Source organism: Promicromonospora iranensis (genome assembly GCF_028994775.1).
In the GTDB taxonomy this organism is placed as follows: domain Bacteria; phylum Actinomycetota; class Actinomycetes; order Actinomycetales; family Cellulomonadaceae; genus Promicromonospora; species Promicromonospora iranensis_A.
On the sequence record NZ_JAJQMN010000004.1, the window covers coordinates 60,118 to 82,111 of the forward strand.

The following is a 21,994-nucleotide window of genomic DNA, read 5'->3' on the forward strand; positions in this document are numbered from 1 at the left end:
TCTCTCCTGTCCGTCAGATGATGTTCGACTCGGGGCCTCGTCGCCCCGGGCCGGTGGTGGTCGTGTCCGCGGCGCCGTCGGCGAACCGGTCGACGCTGAACCCGGACACATCGGTCGGGGGCGTGCGGCCCGCGTACAGGTCGCGCACCGCTTCGCCGACGGCGGGCGCCTGCAGGAACCCGTGGCCCGAGAAGCCGGCGGCGTACAGCACACGCCCCGGTACGCCGGTGGCCTCGCCGATCAGGGCGTTGTGGTCCGGCGTCATCTCGTAGAGACCCGCCCAGCCACGTGCGACGGGTACGTCGACCAGCTCGGGGGCGCAGGCACCCACCGCACCACGGAGCAGCGGCAGCCAGGCCGGGTCATAGGTGCGCTCGAAGGCGATGGGCGTGGCCGGGTCGGCGATGCCGAGCAGCAGGCCGTCGGGCGCGGCGTTGTGGAAGTAGAAGGTGGTGCCGTAGTCGATGGTGAACGGGATCCGTACCGGCGCCGGGTCCAGCGCGGGGGTGAAGCCGATCTGCCGCCGGTACGGGTCGACGGGCAGGTCGAGCCCCGCCTTCGCGGCCACGTCCCGGGTCCACGCCCCCGCGCACAGCACGACGGCGCCGGTCCGCACCCGGCCCTGGCTGGTCCAGACCGCGACGACCTCGTCGCCCCTCGTCTCGACGTCGGTGGCGGTCACGTGCGTACGGACCGTGCCGCCGTGGCGCTCGACCCCCGCGGCGTACCCCTCGACGACGGCCCGTGGGTAGGCGAACCCGTCGCGCGCGGCGTACGCGGCCCCCTGGTACCGGTCGACGTCGACGTACGGGTTGAGCCGGTGCACGGCGTCGGCGCTGAGCATGCGGCTCGCCACCCCGCGCTCGTTCTGCATCCCCACCGACTCCTCGAACAGCGCGACGTCGTCGGCGTCCGGCAGGAGGAACAGGTAGCCCGGCTGTTGCAGCCCGATGTCCGCGCCGGGGCGGTTCGCGAAGTCCTCGTACAGCTCGAGGCTGCGGTTGCCGAGGTCGACGTTCGCCGGGTCGGAGAACTGCGCCCGCACTCCCCCGATGGGCTTGCCCGAGCTGCCCGAGGCGAGCTCATCAGCCTCCAGGAGCAGCACGTCGACACCGTCCTCGGCGAGGTGGAACGCCACCGACGCGCCGATCGCGCCGCCGCCGACCACCACCACCTCGGCCCGCGCGGGGAGCCTGCCCCGGCGGTCCGCGGCGTGCCGTGCTGAGGTCATGCACGCATCCTGCCACGCCGTCCTGCGAATGCGGACCCCCGCCGGAACTCTTCCTGTCAGAACTCCCCTGCTCCGGGGAAACAGTTAGTCGGCAGGGCATGTTGCGCGACGTAGACATGGTCTACCCACAGCAACACACCCCACCGACGTGGTACTTCTCCGGGCGTCCCGTCGCGCGGGCGCCGAGGTCAGCTCACGGACGCCGCGCGGCAGTCCGCGCAGGTGCCCCAGAGCTCGATCGTGTGCTCGATGTCGTCGAAGCCCTGGGCGGCCGCCACCTTCGAGGCCCAGGCCTCGACGGTGGGGCCGTCGATCTCGACGGTACTGCCGCAGTGCCGGCACACCAGGTGGTGGTGGTGTTCGCGACGGGCGCACCGGCGGTAGAGACTCTCGCCGTCCTCGGCGCGCAGGACGTCGACCTCGCTCGCGTCCGCGAGCGCCTGCAGCGCCCGGTACACGGTCGCGAGGCCCACGGACTCGCCGCGGGCGCGCAGGGTCTCGTGCAGCTGCTGAGCCGAGCGGAAGTCCGCGAGCTCGTCGAGCGCCTCGACGACAGCCGTCCGCTGGCGGGTCATACGTGCGGCCATCAGCGGCACTCCTTCGCGGCGGCGGCCGCACGTTCCGTTGCGGCAGCCGGCAGGTCGACGTCGTCGGGCAGGTCAGGATGTGGGTCGTGCGCGGGACGTCCCCGGGTCAGGAACGGCGCCACCAGCGACACCACCGCGTACACCGCGATGGCGAGGACCACGATAGTCGCGCCGGGCGAGACGTTGTACCAGTAGGTGATGGTGAGACCGGACACGCAGACCACCACGCCGACGACGCACGCGGTGAGCATGGTGCGCCCGAAGGCGTGCGTGACCTGCTGGGCCACGGCGACGGGCACGATCATGAGCGCGCTCACGAGCAGCAGGCCGACGACGCGCATGGCGACCGTCACGGTGAGGGCCGACACGACGGCGACGATCACGTTCAGCGCCCAGACCGGCAGGCCGGACGCGATGGCGAACTCCTCGTCGTGGCTGACCGAGAACAGCGCGTGCCGCAGGCCCACGCCGATGGCGAGCACCACGAGGGAGAGCACCACGGTGAGCCAGAGGTCGGCGTCGGACACCGTCGAGATGGAGCCGAACAGGTACTGCATGAGGTTCCCGGAGGAGCCGCCGGCGATCCCGATGAGCAGGACACCGCCGGCGATGCCGCCGTAGAACATGATCGCGAGCGCGAGGTCGCCGGAGGTGCGGCCGCGGCGTCGGACCACCTCGATGAGGACGGAGCCGATCACCGCGGCGATCACCGCCCCGGGGACGGCGAGGGTGTCGTTGGGGCTGAGCCCCATGCCCGCGCCGACGAGCCAGCCCAGCGCGACGCCGGTGAGGGCGACGTGCCCGATCCCGTCGCCGAGCAGGGACAGCTTGCGCTGCACCAGGTAGGTACCGACGACGGGCGCGGTCACGCCCACGAGGAGCGCGGCGATGAGGGCGCGCTGCATGAACGGGTCGGTCAGCATCATCATCATCATGGGCGCACCTCCAGGTCGAGAGCCCTGGCTTCGGCGGTGTCCCGCGGAATCCGGCTGCCGTTGTCGTCGGCGTGCGGGTGCTGGTGCCGGTGTCCGACGCGGTCGTGGTCGTGCCGGGCCCGCGGCGGGGCGCCGTCGTGCACCACCTTGCCGTGTCGCAGCACGACGGCGCGGGAGACGAGCGGTTCGAGCTCGCCGAGCTCGTGGAGCACGACGAGCACCGTGAGGCCGCCGTCGACCAGCCGCTCCATGGTGGCGGCGAACGCCTCCTGGCTGGCGACGTCCACGCCCGCGACGGGCTCGTCCAGGACGAGGAGGTCGGGCTCACGCACCAGGGCACGCGCGATGAGGATGCGCTGCTGCTGGCCGCCCGACAGGAGGTGCACCGGGTCGCGCACCCGGTCGGCGAGGCCCACCTGGTCGAGGGCTGCGTCGACCTGGTCGCGCCAGCCGCGCGGCAGCCGCAGCCGGCGGCCGTGCAGCAGCCCGGACGCGACGACCTCCTGCGCGGTGGACGGGATGCCGCCGCCGGCGCCGGCGCGCTGCGGGACGTAGCCGATACGGCCCCAGTCGACCGCAGCACTGCGCCGGCCCGCGCCGAGGGGCTCGCCCAGCAGCCGGACGGTGCCCTCCGACGGCGTGTTGATGCCGACCAGCGCCCGCACGAGGGTCGACTTGCCGGAGCCGTTGGCGCCGAGGACCGCGACGACCTCGCCGCGGTCCACCGTCAGGTCGATGCCGCGCAGGATGTGGCTCGCGCCCGCACGAAAGTGCAGGCCGCGGGCCTCGATGACGGGTTCGCTCGTCTCGGTCACCTGCCTAGTGTCCGTCATTCGCAGACCAGGCCCTCCTCCAGCTCGGCCAGGTTGGCCCGCATCACGGAGACATAGTCGTCGCCGGCAGCCGTGGCCTCGTCGGACAGGCCCTCCAGCGGGTCGAGCACCGCCGTCTCGACGCCCAGGTCGGAGGCCAGCGTCTCGGTGACCTTGGGGCTCACCAGGGTCTCCGAGTAGAGCGTCTTGACGCCCCGCTCCTCGACGACGTCGCCGATCTCGCGGAGGCGGGCCGGGGAGGGCTCGACCTCGGGGTCGAGCTCGGAGATGCCCACCTGCTCCAGGGCGTACCGGTCGGCGAGGTAGCCGAACGCCGCGTGGCTCGTCACCAGCGTGGCTCCCTGGCAGGCGGCCAGGCCGTCCGCGAACTCCTGGTCCAGCTCGTCGAGCTGCTGGCCCAGTCGCTGGGCACCGGCGGCGTACTCGTCGGCGTGCTCCGGGTCCATGGCGGCCAGCTCGTCGGCGACGGCCTGCCCGACGGCGGCGAGCCGGCTCGGGTCCAGCCAGAAGTGGGGGTCGGTGGCGCCGTGGTCGTGCTCGTCGGCGTGCTCGGCGTGCTCCTCCTCGGTCTCCCCCGCGTGCTCTTCCTCGTGCTGCTCCTCGGCGTGCTCCACGAGACCGGCCGCGTCGGCGGCGTCGATCACGTGCTCGGGCGCGCGCGCCTCGACACCCTCGTCGACGGCGTTCTGGAAGCCGGACAGGTAGACCACGAGGTCCGCGGTGCCGATCTCGCGAACCTGCGCCGGGGAGAGCTCGAGGTCGTGCGGCTCGGCGGCCGGGGGCGTGAGATTGTCGACGGTGACCAGGTCGCCGCCGATCTGCTGCACCACGTACTGGAGCGGGTAGAACGACGCGAGCACGGTGACGCCGTCGGACTCGTCAGCGGAGCCGCTTGCCCCCGAGGTCGAGCAGCCTGCGAGGGTCGCGGAGGCGACGAGAGCGAGGCCGGCCAGGGCAGCGCCGGAGGTGCGAGTCGATGTCATGAGAACGATTCTCACGCTTGTTGAGAACGGTTGTCAAAGATCGGGGCGGAGAGTTCGGTCACGCCCGTTCGCCGCACCCCACACCACTGGTCGAGCTTGTCGCGACCCGGTCGACCGTGGCGCCCGACACCACGTCTCGACAGGCCTGACCTTCTGGAGCGAACGGTAGGCTGGGCGGACATTGTTTCCCGCCTGTTCCCCTGGAGAGAGCCCTCGTGTCCGACAAGTCAGTGCGCTCTGCGCAGACCGCCAAGCTCGACGCCGTCGTCTCGCTCGCCAAGCGACGAGGTTTCGTCTTCCCGTCGGGTGAGATCTACGGCGGAACGCGCTCGGCGTGGGACTACGGCCCCCTGGGTGTGGAGCTCAAGGAGAACATCAAGCGCCAGTGGTGGCGTGCGACGGTCACGAGCCGCGACGACATCGTCGGCCTCGACTCGTCGGTCATCCTGCCCCGGCAGGTGTGGGTCGCCTCCGGCCACGTCGGCGTGTTCACGGACCCGCTCACCGAGTGCCTCTCGTGCCACAAGCGCTACCGCGTGGACCAGATGCAGGAGGCGCACGCTGAGAAGAAGGGCATCGACGACCCGGACTCCGTGCCGCTGACCGACCTCGTGTGCGTCAACTGCGGCACCCGCGGTCAGTGGACCGAGCCGCGCGACTTCAACATGATGCTGAAGACGCACCTCGGTCCGGTCGAGGACGAGTCCGGGCTGCACTACCTGCGCCCCGAGACCGCGCAGGGCATCTTCGTGAACTTCGCCAACGTCGCCGCCGCCGCGCGCAAGAAGCCGCCGTTCGGCATCGGCCAGATCGGCAAGTCGTTCCGCAACGAGATCACGCCCGGCAACTTCATCTTCCGCACGCGCGAGTTCGAGCAGATGGAGATGGAGTTCTTCGTCAAGCCCGGCGAGGACGAGGAGTGGCACCAGTACTGGATCGACCAGCGCACCGCCTGGTACACGGATCTCGGTATCTCGGCCGACAACCTGCGCCACTACGAGCACCCCAAGGACAAGCTGTCGCACTACTCGACCCGCACGGTGGACATCGAGTACCGCTTCGGCTTCCAGGGCAGCGAGTGGGGCGAGCTCGAGGGCATCGCGAACCGTACGGACTTCGACCTGAAGACCCACACGGAGAGCTCGGGCAAGGACCTGGCGTACCGCGACCCGGTGACGAACGAGAAGTACTACCCCTACGTCATCGAGCCGGCCGCGGGCCTGACCCGGTCCCTCATGGCCTTCCTGGTCGAGGCCTACGCCGAGGACGAGGCGCCGAACACCAAGGGCGGCGTCGACAAGCGCACGGTCCTGCGCCTCGACCCGCGTCTGGCCCCCGTCAAGGCCGCGGTGCTCCCGCTGTCCAAGACGGCGGACCTGCTCCCGGCGTCGGAGGCCCTGGCCACCGAGCTGCGCAAGCACTGGAACGTCGACTACGACGTGACGCAGGCCATCGGCAAGCGCTACCGCCGACAGGACGAGATCGGCACGCCGTTCTGCATCACCGTCGACTTCGACACCCTCGACGACCAGGCGGTCACCATCCGGCACCGCGACTCCATGCAGCAGGAGCGCGTGGCGCTGGACAAGGTGGTCAGCTACCTGGCCGGTCACCTCGTCGGGGCCTGAGGGTCTCGACAGGCTCGACCAACGGCAGCGGCTGGTTCAGGCGCGCGCGTCCTGTGCCTGCTCTCGTAGCAGGCGCAGGACGCGCGCGGCGTCTCTGTCGGTCGTCTCGATCTCGTGCAAGGGCTGGGCGCGGAGCGTCGCGTGCTCGCCGGCGACGAGGACCGCACGCCTCGTGTCCTCCGCCGGCACGAAGCGCACAGCAAACGTACGGAGCCAGATCTCGAGCGAGAACCGTCCGCCCTCGCCGAGCTCGATGAGCCGAGCTACGCCCTCGGCGGTCGTGACACCCTCCAGCGGGTACTTCCTGCCCAGCGGAGTCACCGCCGCCGCGCCCGTCCGCACGAGGCCGGTGAGCCACGCGACGGCCTCGGGGCCGTCGGGCAGCGCGAGCTCGATCGGGTCGGCGACGGCGATCGGCGCACCGAGCAGCGCCGCGGCGGCGATCCCCTCGAACCGGTACTCCAGGTCTGCCAGCCCTTCCATCAGCGTGACGGTCATGCTCAGATCGTCCGCGGCACCCGTGTCACCCGCGTGCGCGGCGACGGTGCGCCGGACGTCGTCGTCGAGCGGCTCCAGCTCGATCCTCATCTGCTTGCCGGCGGCGGCCAGGAGCGACGACAGCATCTCCCAGGACGGCGACCGGGCACCCGTCTCGATCGCCGCGACCGTGCCGCGCGAGACACCGGCCCGCACGGCCAGACCGGCCTGCGTCTGCTTCGCGTCGTACCGAGCGCTCCTCACGAGCCGGGCCACGTTCACCTGCGCGCCTTCGTTCTCCACGCAACTCATCGTGCCCTGTACGGCGCTGCAGTGCCGAGGAGGATGACCGCGCCTGTGGACAACCCGCCCTCGGAGTGACACCACTTCTGGGCGGTGTGTTGCGCTGGGTGGACATTGTCAACGCAGCGCAACGCACTCCCCAGGCGTAGGCACTCCCCGAGGCGCCTCGGGGAGCCGTGCCGGTGCCGGCGACCCGCAACGATCACCCGGGTGAGATCCGCCCGAACCGGGCGAATCCAGCCACCGTCGCCGGTGCCCTGAAGCACAAGAGGACCGGGCAGTGGCGCCCGTTCTCCGCCCGGATCCTCACCATCCATTTCGACCCCGCGGGCCGGGCCGGATCACGCCAGGTCGCTACGGTCCGCACCAACAGGACCTGCAGCTACAGCCGTCAGTTCACCGCGACCCGCTCGGGCACGTGGACGGTGAAGTTCGGGGGCAACAGCGCCTACCAGCCGACCGGGCCGCCGACGCCGGCTGGGGCTGCGACTCCTACTCCTGACGGCCGTATCGGGGCGTACTGACCATCCCGCGCCTTGTGGAACACTTAGGCAATGCTTACCTCACCTGCGGCTGCGCCCGCGGGACGCCGTGAGGGTGCGGAAGCCGTAGCCCACCGTGCCCGACGCAGGACGCTCGCGCTGGCGACGGCGCTCATCGCCCTGCTGCTCGTCGTCCTCGCGAGCCTCGCGCTCGGCGTCCGCGACATCAACCCCGCAGAGGTCTGGCGCGCCCTGACCGCTCCGGTCGCCGGATTCGTGGACCACGACGTGGTGCTGGACCAGCGACTGCCACGCACCATCGTGGGTCTGGCGGCCGGGGTCGCGCTCGGCACGGCGGGCACCCTGATCCAGGGAGTCACGCGTAACCCGATCGCCGACCCCGGCCTGCTGGGGCTGAACTCGGGCGCGTCGCTCGCCGTGGTCTGCGCGGTCTGGCTGTTCGGCATCACCTCGCCGATCGGCTACGTCTGGTTCGCCTTCCTCGGCGCCGCCGGCGCGGCCGCGATCGTCTTCTCCGTGGGGCGCGGGCAGCCCGTGCGCCTGGCCCTGGTCGGCGCCGCCGTGACGGCGCTCATCACGCCGCTCATCACGCTCGTCCTGCTGCAGGACCAGCAGGCGTTCAACCTGTACCGGTTCTGGTCGGTCGGCTCCCTGACGGGCCGTGGCCTGGACACCGTCGCCTGGCTGTGGCCGTTCATCGTGGTCGGTGTCGTCCTCGCGGCAGTGCTCTCGCACCGGCTCAACATGCTGGCCCTCGGCGAGGACGTCGCGACGGCGCTCGGCCAACGCGTGGGCACCACCCGGACCCTGTCCGCGATCGCCATCGTGCTGCTCGCCGGAACGGCGACGTCGCTCGCCGGCCCGATCGCGCTGGTCGGGCTCGTGGTGCCGCACGCGGCACGCCGTCTGATCGGCACGGACTACCGCTGGGTCATGGGGATCGCTGCCCTGCTGGGCCCCGTGATGCTGCTGGCCGCCGACGTCCTCGGCCGGCTCGTCCTGCCCCAGTCGGAGCTCGAGGCCGGCGTGGTCGCCGCGCTCCTCGGCGCGCCGGTGCTGATCGCCGTCGCCCGCAGCAGGAACGTGGTGGGGGCGTGATGACCACCGACGCCGTCGAGACCGCCGTCGCCCGCCTGCGCGCCGCCCGGCGCCGCCGCCATGTCCTCGTCGTGGCCGGCATGATTCTCATCGTGCTCGTGGCCGGGACCGGCGCCCTCCTGGTCGGCGCCGCCGGGCTGACCCCCGGCCAGGCGATCGCGGGCGCCGTCGGCCTCGGCGACAAGGGCGACGTCTTCATCATCCAGAAGCTGCGTCTGCCCCGCATCGAGGCGGCCGTCGTGGTCGGCGGCGCGTTCGGCCTGGCCGGCGCCCTGTTCCAGTCGACCCTGCGCAACCCGCTCGCCTCGCCCGACATCCTCGGCATCTCCAGCGGCGCGAGCCTCGGGGCCGTGACCGGCCTGCTCGCCCTGGGCCTGAGCGGAGTCGTGCTGTCCGCCATGGCTTTCGCGGGCGCCGGTCTCGTCGCGATCGCGATCTGGCTGCTGGCCTGGCGCAAGGGCTTGCACTCGATCCGGTTCGTGCTGGTCGGCGTCGGGTTCGCCTACCTGTGCTCGTCCCTGGTCGCCTGGTCCATGGCCCGGGCGGAGGAGAACGAGGCGGCGGGGGTCCTGATCTGGACCGTCGGCTCCGTGTCCGACATCCGCGGTGACCAGCTCGCGCTCGTCGCCGCCGGCACGCTCGTGCTGTCCGCCGCCGTCACCGTCGTCTCGCGGACCCAGGGTCCGCTCTCGCTCGGGGACGACAACGCGCGTTCCCTGGGTGTGCGCGTAGACGCCGCCCGCATCGGCACGCTGCTGCTCGCCGTGGCGCTCGTCGCGCTCGCGACCAGCGCGGCCGGCCCCATCGCCTTCGTCGCCCTGGTCGCCCCCGCCATCGCCCGCCGCCTGGTGAACGACGGCGGCGCGGCTCTCGCTGCGTCCGCCGCCACCGGTGCCGCCCTGACCCTGGTGGCGGACGTCGTCGGACAGCACGCGCTGCTCGGAGTCGCCGCCCCCGTGGGCATCGTCACGGGGCTCGTGGGCGCCCCCTACCTGCTGTGGCTGCTCGCCACCACCGAGAAGAGGAGCCGATGACCAACCTGCGCGCCGAAGGCGTCAGCCTGGGCTACGACGGACTGCGTGTCATCGAGGGCCTCGACCTGACGCTGCCCGACGGCAAGATCACCGCCGTCGTCGGACCGAACGCCTGCGGCAAGTCCACCCTCCTGCGGGGCCTGGCCCGCCTGCACCCGCTGGACGGCGGCCGGATCACGCTCGACGGCACCGACATCACCGCCATGCCCCGCAAGGAGCTGGCCCGCAAGGTCGGCATGCTGCCGCAGTCGTCCATCGCGCCCGACGGCGTCCGGGTCGCCGAGCTCGTCAGCCGCGGCCGGTACCCGCACCAGGGCTGGTTCGGCAGGCACTCCTCCGACGACGACGCGGTGGTCACCACCGCGCTGAGGTCCACGGGCGTCGAGGAGCTCGCGGACCGTCCGGTCGCCGAGCTGTCGGGCGGCCAGCGGCAGCGCGTCTGGATCGCCATGGTCCTGGCGCAGCAGACGGACATCGTGCTGCTCGACGAGCCGACGACGTTCCTCGACGTGCGCCACCAGCTCGATCTGCTGGACCTGCTCACCGAGCTGAACCGGGACCGCGGCACCACCGTCGCGATGGTGTTGCACGAGCTCAACCTCGCCGCGCGCTATGCCGACCACCTCGTGGTGATGTCGAAGGGGCGGATCGTCGCCGAGGGGGCGCCGTCGGACGTGCTGACCCGAGAGGTGGTGAGCGAGGCGTTCGACCTGCGCGCCCAGGTGGTGCCCGACCCGGTGGCCGGATCGCCGCTCGTGGTGCCGATGGGCCGGTTCCACTCCGGCGCGTAACGCACCTCACCCGGGGCTCCTCAATTCCGCAACATCGTCGTTACCTAATGTGGTTAGGCTTACCTCATATCGACCGGCGCCCGCCGGTCGTTCGACTGAACCCAGGAGTAACCGTGCGCCCTCGCCGTTCCCTCGCGGCGGCCGTCGGCCTTGTCGCCGCGTCCGCCCTCGCCCTGTCGGGCTGTGCGTCCGAGACCCCGGCCGCGGACGGTGCGACGCCGTCGGCCAACGGCTCCGGCGCGACCGACGAGTTCCCCCTGACGATCGAGCACGCCCTCGGCGAGACCACCATCGAGGAAGCGCCCGAGCGCGTCGCCACGTGGGGCTGGGGATCCACCGAGGCCGCGATCGCGGCGGGCGTCCACCCCGTGGCCATCGCCGAGCAGACCTGGACCGTCGGTGCGGGCAACCTCCTGCCGTGGGTCGAGGAGGCCTACGACGAGGCGGGTGTCGACCACCCCACCGTGCTGACCGACGCCGAGGCCGGCGCCTCCGTGCCCTACGAGGAGTTCGCGGCCGCCGAGCCCGACGTCATCGTCGCCACCTACTCCGGCATCACGCAGGAGCAGTACGACCTGCTCAGCGAGATCGCCCCGGTCGTCGCCTACCCGGATGGTCCGTGGCAGACGTCGTGGGAGGACACCATCACGCTGACCGCCGAGGCGCTCGGCCGTAGTGCTGCGGGTGAGCAGGTGCTGGCCGACATCGACGGATACCTCGCCGGACTCGCGGAGGAGCACCCCGAGTTCGAGGGCCAGACCATCGCGGCGATCTGGGACTCGCCGGACCTCGACGCGGTGTACGTGTACAACTCGTCCGACGCACGCGCGGGCTTCCTGGAGCGTCTCGGCTTCACGACCGCCCCGGCCGTCGACGAGCTCGACACCAGCAACGGCAAGGAGTTCACCTACACCCTGTCCTACGAGGAGCTGGACAAGCTCGAGTCGGACGTCGTGGTCAACTACTCGCAGACCGAGGAGCTCGCGGCGGAGGTTCCGGACAAGCCCGAGCTGCAGGCGATCCCGGCCGTCAAGGCGGGCAAGCTCGCCCAGCTCGCCGGCACGATCCCCGTCTCGTCGGTCGGCCCGCCGACCGCGCTGTCGTACGACTACCCGGACGGTGTGCCCGCCCTGGTCGACGCGCTCGCCGACGTCCTGGGTGAATGACCAGCCAACGGACCTCGGTCTGATCGACTCGCTGGCTGCGACGCTCGGCGAGTAACAGCTCCCGGGGTACGCCTACGAATTCGGGGTCGGTTGCCCTGAGTAGACATCATCTACTCAGGGCAACCGACCCCGAATTCGTACGGTCACCCCGGGGCGCTCCCGCCGGCCGAGCCACCCGCTGGTCGAGCTTGTCGAGACCCACCCCTACAACGCGGCGACGCCCGGCTTGTCCAGCGCACCGCCGTAGCGGCGGTCGCGGCGCGCGTACTCCTCGACGGCGCGCCAGAGGTGGCGGCGGTCGACGTCCGGCCACGGCTCGTCGAGGAACACCATCTCGGCGTAGGCCGCCTGCCACAGCATGAAGTTCGACGTGCGCTGCTCTCCGGACGAGCGCAGGAACAGGTCCACGTCGGGCAGGTCGGCCAGGTACAGATACTTCTGCACGGTCTTCTCGTTGACCCGCTTCGGGTCGAGCCTGCCGGAGGCGGCGTCCCGTGCCATGGCGGCGGCGGCGTCGGCCAGCTCGGCCCGGCCGCCGTAGTTGACGCACATCGTCAGGGTGCAGAGGTCGTTGTCCTTGGTGCGTTCCTCGGCCTCTTGGAGCACGTTGATCACGGACTTCCACAGCTTCGGACGGCGACCGGCCCAGCGGATCCGCACGCCCCACGACGCCATGACGTCGCACTGGCGCTGCATGACCTCGTGCGTGAAGTTCATCAGGAAGCGCACCTCCTCGGGCGAACGCTTCCAGTTCTCGGTGCTGAAGGCGTACGCCGAGACGTACTCGACGCCGACGTCGACCGCTCCCGCGACGACGTCGAGCAGCGACTTCTCGCCCGCGCGGTGCCCCTCGATGCGGGGCAGGCCGCGCGCGTTGGCCCACCGCCCGTTGCCGTCCATGACGACGGCGACATGGCGCGGCACGAACTCCTTCGGGATCTGCGGGGCGCGCGCGCCGGACGGGTGCGGAAAGGGCGCCACCAGCTTGCGGCTCGCGGTGCGGGCCATCAGCGCTCCACCATCTTCAACGATCGCAACGTTCTCTCCAGGTAGTACTGGCCATAGGCGGCGACGAGGCCGCTCGCCTCCTTACGGTGCCGCGCGTCGGACGCGTCGGCGGTCACCCAGTCACCCGCGAGCAGCGAGGACAGCAGGGCGAAGGTCTCGGGGGCAGGGGCGGTGGAGCCCGGCGGCCGGCAGCGCGGGCAGACGGCGCCGCCCTGCGCCACGTTGAACGAGTGGTGCGGCCCGGGCTCGCCGCAACGTGCGCAGTCCTCGAACGACGGCGCCCAGCCGGCCACCGCGAGCGCACGCAGCAGGTACGAGTCGAGCACCAGGTTGGCGTCGTGGTGCCGCTCCGAGAGAGCCCGCAGCCCGCCCGCGAGCAGCCAGTACTGCTGCACCGCCGGCTCATGCTCCTGGGAGACCAGCCGGTCGGCGGCCTCCAGCATCACGGTGCCGGCCGTGTACAGGCCGTAGTCCTGGCTGATGGCCCGCGCGTACGCGCCGATGGTCTCGACCTGCGTCACGGTGTCGAGCCCCATGCCGGGCCGGGGGCTGCGGCCGGTGTGGAGCTGCACGTCGACGGCCATGAACGGCTCCAGCCGCGCACCGAACTTGGACGACGTGCGCCGCACACCCTTGCCCACGCCGCGCACCTTGCCGTGCTCGCGCGTCAGGAACGTCACGATCCGGTCCGCCTCACCCAGCTTGTGGGTGCGCAGGACTATCGCATCGTCTCGGTACAGGGGCACGGCACCATCATCCCAGGTACGTCTGACACTCCGCGCCCAGCCCCCAACGTCCGCTGCGCTCCGCGTCAGCGCTCTCCATCTTCTGGTCGCGCTGACGCTGCACTCCGCTACGGCCGGGTGCCTCGTTCCTCGGCCCCCAACCTCCGCTGCGCTCCGCGTCAGCGCTCGACGAACCGCGTACCGTCCGGCGTCAGCTCCGGCTCCCACACGAACCGGTGGATCACGTGCTTCTCGAGCACGCCCCGGACGATGAGCGCGACGGTGCCCCAGATCGCGAAGAGCAGGACCGTCTGCAGGAAGTTGTTGGAGATCTTGTCGAACCCGGTGAGGGCGAGCGTGGGGATCAGGAACATCAGGCCGAGGAACGCGGGCAGCAGATGCACGCCGATCCACTGCACCACCGAGAGCAGCTCGATCCGGCGTTCGGCGATGACACCGTGGTAGTCCATCACGTTGACCACGTGGTCCGCCCGCCACTTGGCGACGTGCCTCGCGACGGTCCACTGCGCGTCCCGGGCGTCGAGGGAGGAGCTGCCGGCCGGCAGCCAGATCCCGAGGATCTTGTGGATCTCGGCGGGCGTGAGGTAGCCCTTGTCGAGGATCGTGAGGCTGTGCACCGGCGGCTGGCGCGTGTTCGTCGGCAGCGCGAGCGCAGCGAGGAACAGCAGCACACCGCTGCTCCCGAGCAGTCCCACGAGCGCGTCCGGGAGCCATGGCAGGAGCAGGGTCGCGGAGGCGAACGCGAGCGCGCCGAGCAGCGCGCAGACGATGCGGTTCTTCATGGTCATGGTGAGCAGGACTTTACCGGCATCTCACCCTGGCAGGCCGCAAAGGTCCGGCTGCCGATCAGAAGAACAGCGTGTCCCGCCTGCCCAGCGGGCGTGCGACGAGCCACCACGCGAGGACCTGGAGCGCGAGGACCGCGGGCAGCACCACGATCGCCACGATCCCGAGCGATGCCATGGCCTCCGGGGATATCCCGCCCTCGACCAGGCGTGGCCAGGCGGCGACGGCGGTGCCGACGACGGGGGCCACGATCATCACCGAGGTGACGATCACCGGCAGCGGCCCGGTGCGGCGCAGCCGCCACGCGACCACGGCGTCGCCGTGCAGGCGCGTCACCACAACCGCCACGATGCCGAGGGCCAGCGCGGCAACGCCGCTCCCCCAGGCCGCTCCGAGGAGCGCGCCCCAGCTCCCCGCGAGGACGATGCTCGCGACCACGAGCACGACGTCCCACACGTCCCGCCAGACGTGACCGGGCCGCCTGCTGCGCAGCCAGATCCCGGCGTCGCGCAGCGCCCACGACGCGAGCAGCGCGATCGCGACGGGATAGCCCGCGTTCAACAGCACCGCCACGGCGTGCGGGAAGACGCCGACCAGCACCCCGAGCGCGGCCACGAGCCACACCTCTCCGGGCAGGAGCAGCGGCCCGACGGCGCCCAGCACCACGCGCCTCTCCGCCGGTTCGCGCCGCCGCGAGCCGCCGTCGTGGTCGCGCTCCTGCAGCAGGGTCGCGCCCGCGCCCTGGACGGCGCCGTCGAGCACCACCCACCCGGTCACCAGGACGGTCAGGAGAACGGCCCAGGCCGCCGCGTTCATCGCGCCACCGCCGGCTCGAGCCTGTCGTCCGCCGGGCCGACCACATCGTCGTCGGACACCCGCGGGCTCGCCGCGCCGAAGCGGAGCAGGACGTCCGGTCCGGCGCCGTCGTCCTTCGCGCGCACCGGGCGAGTGTTGAACAGGGGCAGCACGAACAGGAAATGAACAGCAGCGAGCAGCGCGAACTGCAGACGAGCGAGCTCCGTGGCCTCCACGGTCCCGAGACTACGTAGCCGGACCGGTCACGGCGACAGGATTCGGGCGGAACTGGGGAAAGGTCAGGGATGACCCCGAACACGTGGTGGGGCAGGCCCTACATTCTGCCTGCGGGGCCTGCGGAACCGGCCCGGTCGACGTCGTCCCCGCCGCCCAGGTCCGTGCAGTCGACGGCGACGGCGTCGTGGGCGCGCAGATAAGGACCCGCGCCCGTGTCACCTTGCACCGCGGCGGCCAGTGGCCGCCAGTGCTCGCGGCCCACCAGCACGGGGTGCCCGGGCCGGCCGTCGTAGACGGCACGGCGGAGCAGGTGTCGGGCGGCCTCCGGCTCCTGGAACGCGTCGCGCTCGCCGGACGCACCGAGCACCCGGCGCACGGCGTCGGCCCGCAGGCCGGGCAGATCGACGAGCGAGACGACGGCGGCGTCGGCCTCCGTCTCCCCCGCGGCGGCGAGGCCCGCGCGCAGGGACGCCGCGATCCCGCTCGCCCAGCCGGCCGCGACCACGACCCCGGCGCCGGCAGGCACCAGCGCTCGAGCCTCGTCGGCGCGCGCGCCGAGCACTGCGACGACGTCCGCGCAGCCGCCGTCGCGCAGCGCCCGGCAGGCCAGGTCGAGCCACGGGGTGCCGTCGTCGGCCCGGGCCAGCGCCTTGGGCATCCCGAACCGGGTCCCGGCCCCACCGGCCAGCACCACCCCGACCGCTCTCATCGTCCCGCCCCGGTGGGGTAGCGGGCAGGACAGGAAGGCGTCATGCGTGGTTCTCCTGGTTGTGCCGGCGGATCAGGTCAGTACGGGGTGCGCTGGGTGTGCGCCTGCCACGCCGCGAACGGCTCGCCCGCCCGCGCGATCCGCTGCTCGACGACGGGTTGGGGCCAGGTCGACCGGTCCCGCGCGAGGAGCTCGTAGAACTCGCGGTCGTCGAAACCGGCCCGTTCCGCGTCGTGCCGGTCCGCGGCGAAGACGACGCGGTCCACCCGGGCCCACAACGCGGCCGACAAGCACAACGGGCAGGGCTCGCACGACGCGTAGAGCGTAGCCCCGGCCAGCGAGAACGTGCTCAGGGCCTGGCACGCGGCCCGGATCGCCACCACCTCGGCGTGCGCCGTGGGATCGAGGTCGCGGGTCACCCGGTTCCCGGCTGCCGCCACCTCGACACCGGCGCGCACGACGACGGCCCCGAAGGGGCCACCGCCGTCGGCCACGTTCTGGGTGGCGACCTCGACGGCGCGGACGAGCCACGCCTCGTCATCGCTCGCGGCTGCCCGGGACGGATTGCCGGACGTCTCCATAGGACTGATCACCCTTCGATGCTCGCACCGTGGCGTTTCAACCACATACCCAGCAGGTCACAGTAGCTCCACGTCGAACGTAGGTCTGGTCGCTCCCAGACCGCCCATGGAGCGACCAGACCTACGTTCAGCACCCGAGGTGGAGTCGGTACCGTGACGGGCATGGGTACCGCCGCCGACTTCGCCGGGTTCGCCGAGAGCCAGGCGCTCAACGGCGGCTCCCCCACCTATCAGGACTGGGCGCGCGGGGTCGCCGCCGACCCGGAGCTGTGCGCCCTGCTCGACACGCTGCCCGCGCCCAGGCGGCAGCCCAACCTGCTGTTCGCGGCGGCGCGGCTGGCGGGGGCGCCCACCGGCAGCTGGGCCGAGGTGCGGCCCTGGTTGCTCGCCGCGTGGCCCGAGGTCGAACTGGTGATGCGCACCCACACCACGCAGACCAACGAGCCGCGGCGCTGCGCCACGCTCCTGCCGATCCTCGCGGCGATCGACGGGCCGGTCGCACTGATCGAGGTCGGAGCGTCGGCGGGGCTGTGCCTCTACCCGGACCGGTACTCCTACCTGTACACCTCGCCCGATGGCGGCCGCACCCGCCTCGACCCGCCCGACGGGCCGAGCGAGGTGGTGCTGCCCTGCGCCATCGAGGGTCCGGTCCCCACGCGGGTGCCCGACGTCGTCTGGCGCGCCGGCATCGACCTCAGCCCCCTGGACGTGCGTGCCCCGGCCGACCTCGCCTGGCTGGAGGCGCTGGTCTGGCCGGAGCACACCGACCGGATCGGGACGCTGCGCGCCGCCGCGCACCTCGTGGCCCAGGACCCGCCGCAGCTGGTCACCGGCGATCTGCTGGACGGCCTGCCGGACCTGGTCGCCGCCGCACCCGCCGACGCCACCGTCGTGGTGCAGAACTCCGCGGCGCTCTACTACCTCACGGCCGCCGGCAAGGCGGCATTCGCCGACACGATGGCCGGCCTACGGCGCACACGCGGTGCCGTCTGGCTGAGCAACGAGGGCTGGACGGTGCTGCCCGACGTCGCGGCCCGGCTCCCCGAGGGCCTCGCACCCCAGTTCATCCTGGCCCGCGACGGCGATCCGGTGGCGCTCACCGACCCGCACGGCCGGTCGGTGCGGCTGCTGTGACCGGACCGGTACGCGCGGTCATCTGTCTGACGTCGCTCCCAGCAGCTCCCACAGGCGGTCCCGCTGGATCGGCAGGTCGCGGGGACGCACCCCCGTGGCGTCCGCTATCGCGTTCGCCAGCGCCGGGGCCACCGGGTTGTACGGGGCCTCGCTCATCGACTTCGCGCCACGTGGGCCCAGCCGGTCGACGGTGTCGGCGAACAGCACCTCGGTGACCGGGACGTCGGACAGCTGCGGCATCCGGTAGTGCCGCAGGGTGCGCGTCACGACGACGCCGTCGCGCACCACCATCCGCTCGGTCATCGCCGAGCCGAGCGCCTGCCCCACCCCGCCGTCGATCTGCCCTCGCAGCTGCTCCGGGTTGATCACGACTCCGGCGTCCGCGGCGTGCACCGACCGCAGGATCCGCACCTCACCGGTCCCACGATGCACGGCGACCCGAAACCCGTGCACGTTGAACGCCACAGACCGAGGCGACCCGTCATGAGTGGCCTCGGCCCACACCCCAGCCAGCTGAGTGCTGGCTATTTGCGCGATCGCATCGGTTCGACCCGACAAATGCCCAGCACTCAACGAATCCAGTGTGGTCTTGAGGGACTGTGCCGCTCGTTGGACCGCCAGGCCTGCTACTACCGAGCCCGCCGAGCCGAACGCGCCGGTGTCGTAGCCGGCGGTCGCCGTGTCCGACGAGCGCACCCGCACCCGGTCGACCGGCACCCCGAGCTCCGTGGCCGCGATCTGCGCATGCACCGTGGTGGTGCCGTTGCCGAACTCGGCGGTCCCGACGTCGACCACGAAGTCGCCGTCGGCTCCCACCGTGACCCGGGCATGCGTGAAGTGCCCGCGGGGCGGGATGGTCGCGATCATCGCGAGCGCCACTCCCGTGCCGACCGACCACTCCCCGTGCAGCCAGGTCTCGACAGGCTCGACCGCCGGGGGCGGCTCGACCGGGGACGGCTCCCGGGCCAGGGCCTCCTCGACCAGGTCGAGGCACTGGTCCAGTCCGTAGGACCCGTACTCCAGGTCCCCGTCCACGGGACGTCCGACGACGAACGGGTCGCCCGGCCGGATGACGTTCCGCCGCCGCATCTCCACGGGGTCGATGCCGAGTCGCGCGGCGAGCTCGTCGATGGCGCCCTCGATGGCGAACTGCACCTGCCCCAGCCCGTACCCGCGGAACGCCCCGGACGGCACGTTGTTCGTGTAGACCGACTCTGCGTCGACGCGCTTGTTCGGGGCGCGGTAGACGGCCATGGACTCGTGCACGCCGTGGAACAGGACGCCCGGCGCGTGGTTGCCGTAGGCGCCGGTGTCGGCGAGGACGTCGATGGCGAGCGCCGTCAGGTGTCCGTCGGCGTCGGCGCCCGCGCGGACACCGATCCGCATCGGATGCCGGCACGGCACCATGGTGAACTGCTGCTCGCGGCTGAGCTCCCACTGCACCGGCCGGCCGGTGCGCAGGGCCGCGAGCGCCACGACGTCCTCGACGAGCAGCTCCTGCTTGCCGCCGAACCCGCCGCCGACGCGCCCGGCCACCACCCGCACCCGCTCCTCGGGAAGGTCCAGGAGCCGGGCCAGCTCGTCCCGCACGAGGAACGGCACCTGCGTGGAGGTGCGCACGTGCAGGACGGGCTGCTCCGCACCCGCCGAAGGACCGGGCGAGAGCCAGGCGCGGGCACCGTGCGTCTCCAGGGCCACGTGGTTCACGCGGTCGGTGGTCCAGGTGCCCTCCACGGTGGCGGCCGATGCCGCGAGGGCCGCGTCGACGCCGCCGTGGCCCGGCTCCGCGTACTCCTCGTGCAGCTGCGCGACGACGTTCCGGCTCGCGTCCGCGACGCGGTGCTCGTCCGGCGTCCTGCCGGGGTGGATCAAGGGTGCGCCCGGCTGCCGGGCGGCCTCCGGGTCGAAGACGGCGGGCAGCGTCTCGTACTCGACGTCCACGAGGGCGAGGGCCGCGCGGGCCTGCCGTGGCGTCTCGGCGACGGCGACGGCCACCCGCTGGCCCACGAACCGCAGGACGGGGTCGAGCATGCGGGTGTCGTCAGGGTCGTCGAGTCGGTTCTCGTGCCGGGCCGTCGAGTAGAGGGTGTCGGGGACGTCGTGATGGGTGAGCACGAGGTGCACGCCGGGCGCGCGGCGAGCCGCCGTCGCGTCGATGCGGATGATCCGGGCGTGCGGGTGCGGGCTGCCGAGCACCGCGACGTGCAGCAGGCCGGGCGGGGCGGGCTCGTCCAGCGTGTACGCCTCGCGGCCGCTCACCACCCGGGCGGCGGCCGGCGCGACGACGGCGCGGCCGAACGCCTGGCCGGGCTCCGCCACCTCGGTGTTCACGCGCCCGGCGAGGGCGTCCCGGATCGAGCGGTACCCCGTGCACCGGCAGAGGTTGCCCTTGAGCTCGCCCACTGGTGGGGGCGTGCCGGCGACGGTGCAGACCAGGCCCGCCGTGCAGAAGCCGCACTGGAACGCGGCGGCCTCGACGAACGCACGCTGGACGGGGTGCAGGGCTTCCGGGTCGGCGTCGGGGTCGCCACCCGGGCCGAACCGGCCCAGCCCCGCTGCCGTGACCACCTCGGCGTCGGCCGCGCGGTGCGCGGGAACCAGGCACGACTGCACGGGTGCGCCGTCGAGCAGCACCGTGCACGCGCCGCAGTCGCCCGCATCGCAGCCCTTCTTCACCGCCGTGGCGCCCTGCTCGCGCAGGTAGGTGCGCAGGCATTGTCCGGGGCGCGGCTCTGCCGTGGCCTCGGTACCGTCGATCCTCATACGTCACCCAGCTCGTCGAGCGCCTCGTGCGCGAGCCGTCGTGTCATCGCGGCGCGCCACTCGCGGCTCCCGTGCGTGTCCTCGTACCAGGCTCCGTCGCCAAGACCGGTGATCCACCCGAGACGCCGGTCGAGCCCATCGTGATCGTTCGCCCTGACCAGGAGCACATGCGGCACCGGCACCGATGCTGTCAGCACCAGCGCCACGCCGTCACCCGCACGACACCCGGTCACCATCGCCGCTGTACGGCCGGCCGTGGTCAGCGACACCCGCCGGAACGCGGTGCGCTGCCGGAGCACGGTGGCGGTCACTCGTATCTCGCGGATCACCTCCCCCCGCGCCAGCTCGACGACGCCCGCGCGGGTGACCAGGTCGGACACCGCGACCTCGCGCGAGCCGCCGTCAGGCGTCCAGACGACAGCCCGGGCAGAGAGCGCTGCGAACAGCCCCACCATGGACCCGGCAGGCAGTCCGAGCGCCAGGTTCCCGCCCACGGTCGCGGTCCGGGCGACCTTCGCCGACAGCGTCAGCGCCGCCACGCACTGCCCGACGATGCCGAGCGCGCGATACGGCCCACCGGTGTCCGTACCCAGCGCGCCCGGCCCGGACACCAGCTCCTCCAGCGTGCACGTCCCGGCGACCCGCAGCCCCGACCCGTCCACCGACCACGGCTCCCAGCCCATCCCGGTGAGATCCACCAGACCGGTCACCCCGGCGGGCACCGGCTCGGAGTACAGGAAGGTCCCTCCGCCCAGGAAGACCTCGCCGGGGCGTAGCACGCAGTCGGCCCGGGTTCGCGCGGTCCGCACGGTGTCGATGTCCAGGTCCATGGCCCGGCTACCTCTCGTCGATCTCGCGCAGCAGCGCGTACCGGGCGTCGATCGCCTCGACGCGGTCGGCCGCGCCGTCGAGCACCTCGTGCACCCGGTCGGACAGGACCGCCACGACGCTGACGGGCGCCACCATCGAGTCGAAGGCGCCCTCCGTGGTGATCGGGCACTCGATCCACCAGGTCACGCTCCCGGCGAGGTGGCGGAGGCTGGAGTCGGCGAGCAGGAGCACGCGAACGCCGTCAGCCACCAGGGACTCCACCATCGCGGCCACCTTGAACGCGTGCCGCCGGATCGAGACGACCACCACGACGTCGTCGGCCCCGAGGCCCACGAGGTCGTCGGCGAGCGACTGGCCGGGGCCGGGCGCGAGGTGCACGCGGCCACGTACCTGGATCAGGTTGCGCCGCAGCTGGGTGGCCGGCCCGAGGGAGCCACGGCGTCCGACGACCACGACGTCGCGCGCCGTGGCGAGCGCCTCGGCGACCTCGTCGAGCATGGTCTCGTCGAGTGCCGAGTAGACCTTCTCCAGGTTCCTGACCTCCTGCTCCAGCCGCTCGCGCAGGCCGGGCGACGGGTCGACCGCGATCGGCAGCCCGCGCCCGCGCTGCACCCGCAGGTGCTCACGCAGCCCCTCGAAGTCCTCGTAGCCGAGCTTGCGGAACAGCCGGCTCATCGTCGCCTTCGAGACACCGGCGAGCGCGGCGAGCTCGGTGGCGCGGTACGTCCCGAGGTCGCCGAGGTGGTCCAGCAGGGCGTCTGCGGCGCGCCGCTCCTGCGGCGACAGGTCGCGGTAGCCGGCGGCGATCCGGTCCTCGAGCGGGGTGGCCCGCATC

General features: G+C 72.3%; 23 protein-coding genes. 7 read left to right on the forward strand and 16 right to left on the reverse strand.

Annotated features, from left to right (window positions below):
- Positions 1-13 precede the first annotated feature (13 nt).
- The 5 genes from LUU90_RS07885 to LUU90_RS07905 form a co-directional block, all read right to left on the reverse strand.
- Positions 14-1,231 (reverse strand): NAD(P)/FAD-dependent oxidoreductase, encoded by a 1,218-nt coding sequence (locus tag LUU90_RS07885; RefSeq protein ID WP_275002817.1) that lies wholly within the window; start codon positions 1,229-1,231, stop codon positions 14-16.
- A 188-nt stretch (positions 1,232-1,419) separates the two neighbouring features.
- Positions 1,420-1,818, reverse strand: coding sequence for a Fur family transcriptional regulator (locus LUU90_RS07890; protein WP_275002818.1), 399 nt, complete (start codon positions 1,816-1,818; stop codon positions 1,420-1,422).
- Positions 1,818-2,753: a metal ABC transporter permease gene (locus tag LUU90_RS07895; protein ID WP_275002819.1), complete on the reverse strand. Its 936-nt coding sequence runs from the start codon at positions 2,751-2,753 to the stop codon at positions 1,818-1,820. The genes LUU90_RS07890 and LUU90_RS07895 overlap by 1 nt, the downstream gene beginning before the upstream one ends.
- Positions 2,750-3,586: a metal ABC transporter ATP-binding protein gene (locus LUU90_RS07900; protein WP_425596212.1), complete on the reverse strand. Its 837-nt coding sequence runs from the start codon at positions 3,584-3,586 to the stop codon at positions 2,750-2,752. The genes LUU90_RS07895 and LUU90_RS07900 overlap by 4 nt, the downstream gene beginning before the upstream one ends.
- Positions 3,583-4,569 carry a metal ABC transporter substrate-binding protein gene (locus tag LUU90_RS07905; RefSeq protein WP_275002821.1) on the reverse strand — a complete coding sequence of 329 codons (987 nt, stop codon included), beginning with the start codon at positions 4,567-4,569 and terminating at the stop codon, positions 3,583-3,585. The genes LUU90_RS07900 and LUU90_RS07905 overlap by 4 nt, the downstream gene beginning before the upstream one ends.
- Positions 4,570-4,784: 215 nt before the next feature.
- Here LUU90_RS07905 and LUU90_RS07910 point away from each other — a divergent pair, with 215 nt between their 5' ends.
- Positions 4,785-6,197 carry a glycine--tRNA ligase gene (locus LUU90_RS07910; RefSeq protein ID WP_275002822.1) on the forward strand — a complete coding sequence of 471 codons (1,413 nt, stop codon included), beginning with the start codon at positions 4,785-4,787 and terminating at the stop codon, positions 6,195-6,197.
- A 36-nt stretch (positions 6,198-6,233) separates the two neighbouring features.
- On the opposite strand, the gene LUU90_RS07915 is transcribed toward LUU90_RS07910, so the two are convergent.
- Positions 6,234-6,977, reverse strand: a complete 744-nt coding sequence (locus LUU90_RS07915) for a helix-turn-helix transcriptional regulator (protein ID WP_275002823.1) — start codon at positions 6,975-6,977, stop codon at positions 6,234-6,236.
- A 182-nt stretch (positions 6,978-7,159) separates the two neighbouring features.
- Between LUU90_RS07915 and LUU90_RS07920 the strand changes: the two genes are divergently transcribed.
- The 5 genes from LUU90_RS07920 (at position 7,160) to LUU90_RS07940 (ending at position 11,569) form a co-directional block, all read left to right on the forward strand.
- Complete coding sequence (locus LUU90_RS07920; RefSeq protein ID WP_275002824.1) at positions 7,160-7,501, forward strand: hypothetical protein; 342 nt, start codon at positions 7,160-7,162, stop codon at positions 7,499-7,501.
- 30 nt (positions 7,502-7,531) lie between these two features.
- Positions 7,532-8,578, forward strand: coding sequence for a FecCD family ABC transporter permease (locus LUU90_RS07925; protein ID WP_275002825.1), 1,047 nt, complete (start codon positions 7,532-7,534; stop codon positions 8,576-8,578).
- Entirely contained in the window at positions 8,578-9,612 is a 1,035-nt protein-coding gene (locus tag LUU90_RS07930; RefSeq protein WP_275003210.1) for a FecCD family ABC transporter permease, read from the forward strand. The genes LUU90_RS07925 and LUU90_RS07930 overlap by 1 nt, the downstream gene beginning before the upstream one ends.
- Positions 9,609-10,403 (forward strand): ABC transporter ATP-binding protein, encoded by a 795-nt coding sequence (locus tag LUU90_RS07935; protein WP_275002826.1) that lies wholly within the window; start codon positions 9,609-9,611, stop codon positions 10,401-10,403. Before LUU90_RS07930 ends, LUU90_RS07935 begins: the two co-directional genes overlap by 4 nt.
- Before the next feature lie 113 nt (positions 10,404-10,516).
- A complete protein-coding gene (locus tag LUU90_RS07940; RefSeq protein WP_275002827.1) occupies positions 10,517-11,569 on the forward strand; it encodes an iron-siderophore ABC transporter substrate-binding protein in 1,053 nt (350 codons plus the stop codon).
- Between the two features lie 204 nt (positions 11,570-11,773).
- On the opposite strand, the gene LUU90_RS07945 is transcribed toward LUU90_RS07940, so the two are convergent.
- The 7 genes from LUU90_RS07945 to LUU90_RS07975 all read right to left on the reverse strand — a co-directional run bounded on the left by LUU90_RS07945 (position 11,774) and on the right by LUU90_RS07975 (position 16,431).
- Positions 11,774-12,577 (reverse strand): isoprenyl transferase, encoded by an 804-nt coding sequence (locus LUU90_RS07945; RefSeq protein ID WP_275002828.1) that lies wholly within the window; start codon positions 12,575-12,577, stop codon positions 11,774-11,776.
- Positions 12,577-13,323 (reverse strand): DNA repair protein RecO, encoded by a 747-nt coding sequence (gene recO, locus LUU90_RS07950; protein ID WP_275002829.1) that lies wholly within the window; start codon positions 13,321-13,323, stop codon positions 12,577-12,579. Before recO ends, LUU90_RS07945 begins: the two co-directional genes overlap by 1 nt.
- A gap of 158 nt (positions 13,324-13,481) precedes the next feature.
- Entirely contained in the window at positions 13,482-14,111 is a 630-nt protein-coding gene (locus LUU90_RS07955; protein ID WP_275002830.1) for a hypothetical protein, read from the reverse strand.
- 58 nt (positions 14,112-14,169) lie between these two features.
- Positions 14,170-14,925, reverse strand: coding sequence for a cytochrome d ubiquinol oxidase subunit II (locus LUU90_RS07960; protein ID WP_275002831.1), 756 nt, complete (start codon positions 14,923-14,925; stop codon positions 14,170-14,172).
- Positions 14,922-15,140 (reverse strand): hypothetical protein, encoded by a 219-nt coding sequence (locus tag LUU90_RS07965; RefSeq protein ID WP_275002832.1) that lies wholly within the window; start codon positions 15,138-15,140, stop codon positions 14,922-14,924. The genes LUU90_RS07960 and LUU90_RS07965 overlap by 4 nt, the downstream gene beginning before the upstream one ends.
- A 98-nt stretch (positions 15,141-15,238) precedes the next feature.
- Positions 15,239-15,850, reverse strand: coding sequence for a nucleotidyltransferase family protein (locus LUU90_RS07970; RefSeq protein ID WP_275002833.1), 612 nt, complete (start codon positions 15,848-15,850; stop codon positions 15,239-15,241).
- Positions 15,851-15,927: 77 nt separating this feature from the next.
- Positions 15,928-16,431 (reverse strand): nucleoside deaminase, encoded by a 504-nt coding sequence (locus LUU90_RS07975; protein ID WP_275003213.1) that lies wholly within the window; start codon positions 16,429-16,431, stop codon positions 15,928-15,930.
- A gap of 162 nt (positions 16,432-16,593) precedes the next feature.
- Here LUU90_RS07975 and LUU90_RS07980 point away from each other — a divergent pair, with 162 nt between their 5' ends.
- A complete protein-coding gene (locus tag LUU90_RS07980; protein WP_275002834.1) occupies positions 16,594-17,565 on the forward strand; it encodes a DUF2332 domain-containing protein in 972 nt (323 codons plus the stop codon).
- A gap of 18 nt (positions 17,566-17,583) precedes the next feature.
- Here the strand turns inward: LUU90_RS07980 and LUU90_RS07985 are convergent, their stop codons facing one another.
- From LUU90_RS07985 to LUU90_RS07995, 3 genes are read right to left on the reverse strand one after another with little or no spacing between them, the layout of a single operon-like run.
- Positions 17,584-20,328 (reverse strand): molybdopterin-dependent oxidoreductase, encoded by a 2,745-nt coding sequence (locus tag LUU90_RS07985; protein ID WP_275002835.1) that lies wholly within the window; start codon positions 20,326-20,328, stop codon positions 17,584-17,586.
- On the reverse strand, positions 20,325-21,158 hold the full coding sequence (locus tag LUU90_RS07990; RefSeq protein ID WP_275002836.1) for an FAD binding domain-containing protein: 834 nt from the start codon (positions 21,156-21,158) through the stop codon (positions 20,325-20,327). Before LUU90_RS07990 ends, LUU90_RS07985 begins: the two co-directional genes overlap by 4 nt.
- 7 nt (positions 21,159-21,165) lie before the next feature.
- On the reverse strand, positions 21,166-21,993 hold the full coding sequence (locus LUU90_RS07995) for a MurR/RpiR family transcriptional regulator (RefSeq protein ID WP_275003214.1): 828 nt from the start codon (positions 21,991-21,993) through the stop codon (positions 21,166-21,168).
- Position 21,994: the final 1 nt, after the last annotated feature.